The 3,213-nt window shown below is 55.0% G+C and carries 1 rRNA gene; it reads left to right on the top strand.

From position 1 onward, the window contains the following. The first annotated feature begins 63 nt into the window (after positions 1-63). Positions 64-3,186: ribosomal RNA gene (locus AB0F51_RS39885) — 23S ribosomal RNA — on the top strand. Positions 3,187-3,213: the final 27 nt, after the last annotated feature.

The following is a 3,213-nucleotide window of genomic DNA, read 5'->3' as shown; positions in this document are numbered from 1 at the left end:
TCCTGCCCGTATTTTGAGAACTGTATAGTGGACGCGAGCATCTTCAGTATTTTGTTGTTTTTGTGACAAGCTACTAAGGGCAATCGGTGGATGTCTAGGCACCAAGAGCCGATGAAGGACGTAGGAGCCTGCGATAAGCCCCGGGGAGTTGGCAACCAAGCTGTGATCCGGGGGTGTCCGAATGGGGAAACCCAGCTGGCATTCTAAAGCCAGTTACCAGTGCCTGAACACATAGGGTTCTGGAGGGAACGCGGGGAAGTGAAACATCTCAGTACCCGCAGGAAGAGAAAACAATAGTGATTCCGTGAGTAGTGGCGAGCGAAAGCGGATGAGGCTAAACCATGTGCGTGTGATAGCCGGCGTGCGTTGCGTATATGGGGTTGTGGGAGCATTCAGATCCTAATGCCGTGGGGTCAGGGAGTTATAAATCACTGTTGAAGTCGAATTTTCTGGAAAGTTGAGCCGTAGTGGGTAAGAGCCCCGTAGGCGTAAGACAGTGACTTCCGAGTGTTTTCCCAAGTAGCACGGGACTCTTGAAATCCCGTGTGAATCTGGCGGGACCACCCGCTAAGCCTAAATACTTCTTGGTGACCGATAGCGGACTAGTACCGTGAGGGAAAGATGAAAAGTACCCCGGGAGGGGAGTGAAATAGTACCTGAAACCGGTTGCCTACAATCCGTCGGAGCATTCACCTTGTGTGGGTGTGACGGCGTGCCTTTTGAAGAATGAGCCTGCGAGTTAGTGGTATGTGGCGAGGTTAACCCGTGTGGGGTAGCCGTAGCGAAAGCGAGTCTGAATAGGGCGCTTTAGTCGCATGCTCTAGACCCGAAGCGGAGTGATCTATCCATGGGCAGGTTGAAGCGCGGGTAAGACCGCGTGGAGGACCGAACCCACCAGGGTTGAAAACCTGGGGGATGACCTGTGGATAGGGGTGAAAGGCCAATCAAACTCCGTGATAGCTGGTTCTCCCCGAAATGCATATAGGTGCAGCGTCGCGTGTTTCTTACCGGAGGTAGAGCACTGGATGGTCTAGGGGGCTTACCGGCTTACCGAAATCAGCCAAACTCCGAATGCCGGTAAGTGAGAGCGCGGCAGTGAGACTGCGGGGGATAAGCTCCGTAGTCGAGAGGGAAACAGCCCAGATCACCAGCTAAGGCCCCTAAGCGATTGCTAAGTGGAAAAGGATGTGGAGTTGCCCAGACAACCAGGAGGTTGGCTTAGAAGCAGCCACCCTTGAAAGAGTGCGTAATAGCTCACTGGTCAAGTGATTCCGCGCCGACAATGTAGCGGGGCTCAAGCAATCCGCCGAAGCTGTGGCATTCACACTTGTACCCGGCCAACTTTGTTGGTCCAGGTGTGTGGATGGGTAGGGGAGCGTCGTGCAGCGTGTGAAGCAGCAGAGTGATCTAGTTGTGGATGCTGCACGAGTGAGAATGCAGGCATGAGTAGCGAATGACGGGTGAGAAACCCGTCCGCCGAATGATCAAGGGTTCCAGGGTCAAGCTAATCTGCCCTGGGTAAGTCGGGACCTAAGGCGAGGCCGACAGGCGTAGTCGATGGACAACGGGTTGATATTCCCGTACCGGCATTAACACGACCCGACCGAACCTGGTGATGCTAAGAACGAGAAGCTTTGAGGCCTTCGGGCTGATGAGTGGATCTTTCGACCCTAACTGGTATTAGGTGCACTAAGGAGTGACGCAGGAGGGCAGTCCAGCCGCGGCGATGGTAGGCGCAAGCTGATCCGCGGGCAAGGTGGTAGGGCGAGGCATAGGCAAATCCGTGTCTCATACAGCCTGAGAACCGAGGCGGACCCGTTCAGGGGAAGTGGATGATCCCATGCTGCCGAGAAAAACTTCGTAGTGAGTGTTAGAGCCGCCCGTACCCCAAACCGACACAGGTGATCAGGTAGAGAATACCAAGGCGATCGAGTGAACCATGGTTAAGGAACTCGGCAAAATGCCCCCGTAACTTCGGGAGAAGGGGGGCCTGATTCGTGACGAGACTTGCTCTCGGAAGCGTTGATGGCCGCAGAGACCAGGCCCAAGCGACTGTTTACTAAAAACACAGGTCCGTGCGAAGAAGTAATTCGATGTATACGGACTGACGCCTGCCCGGTGCTGGAACGTTAAGGGGACAGGTTAGCTGGTTTAGGCCGGCGAAGCTTTGAACTTAAGCGCCAGTAAACGGCGGTGGTAACTATAACCATCCTAAGGTAGCGAAATTCCTTGTCGGGTAAGTTCCGACCTGCACGAATGGCGTAACGACTTGGGCGCTGTCTCAACCATGGACTCGGCGAAATTGCATTACGAGTAAAGATGCTCGTTACGCGCAGCAGGACGGAAAGACCCCGGGACCTTTACTACAACTTGGTATTGGTGGTCGGTACAACTTGTGTAGGATAGGTGGGAGACTGTGAAACCTGGACGCCAGTTCGGGTGGAGTCATCGTTGAAATACCACTCTGGTTGTTCTGGCTGTCTAACTTCGGTCCATTATCTGGATCAGGGACAGTGCCTGGTGGGTAGTTTGACTGGGGCGGTCGCCTCCTAAAAGGTAACGGAGGCGCTCAAAGGTTCCCTCAGCCTGGTTGGCAATCAGGTGTCGAGTGTAAGTGCACAAGGGAGCTTGACTGTGAGACAGACATGTCGAGCAGGGACGAAAGTCGGAACTAGTGATCCGGCGGTGGCATGTGGGAGCACCGTCGCTCAACGGATAAAAGGTACCCCGGGGATAACAGGCTGATCTTCCCCAAGAGTCCATATCGACGGGATGGTTTGGCACCTCGATGTCGGCTCGTCGCATCCTGGGGCTGGAGTAGGTCCCAAGGGTTGGGCTGTTCGCCCATTAAAGCGGCACGCGAGCTGGGTTTAGAACGTCGTGAGACAGTTCGGTCCCTATCCGCTGCGCGCGCAGGAGACTTGAGAAGGGCTGCCCCTAGTACGAGAGGACCGGGGTGGACGAACCTCTGGTGTGCCAGTTGTTCCGCCAGGAGCACGGCTGGTTGGCTACGTTCGGGAGTGATAACCGCTGAAAGCATCTAAGCGGGAAGCACGCTTCAAGATGAGGTCTCCCACCGAGTTAATCGGGTAAGGCCCCCAGTAGACCACTGGGTTGATAGGCCAGAAGTGGAAGCGCCGCAAGGTGTGGAGCTGACTGGTACTAATAGGCCGAGGGCTTGTCTCAACACCAAACACTGTTTGGGACAACAAA

The organism is Kribbella sp. NPDC023855, from assembly GCF_040639475.1.
Classification (GTDB): domain Bacteria; phylum Actinomycetota; class Actinomycetes; order Propionibacteriales; family Kribbellaceae; genus Kribbella.
Note: the sequence above shows the minus strand (reverse complement) of the source record. Positions and strands in the feature narration are given on the sequence as shown.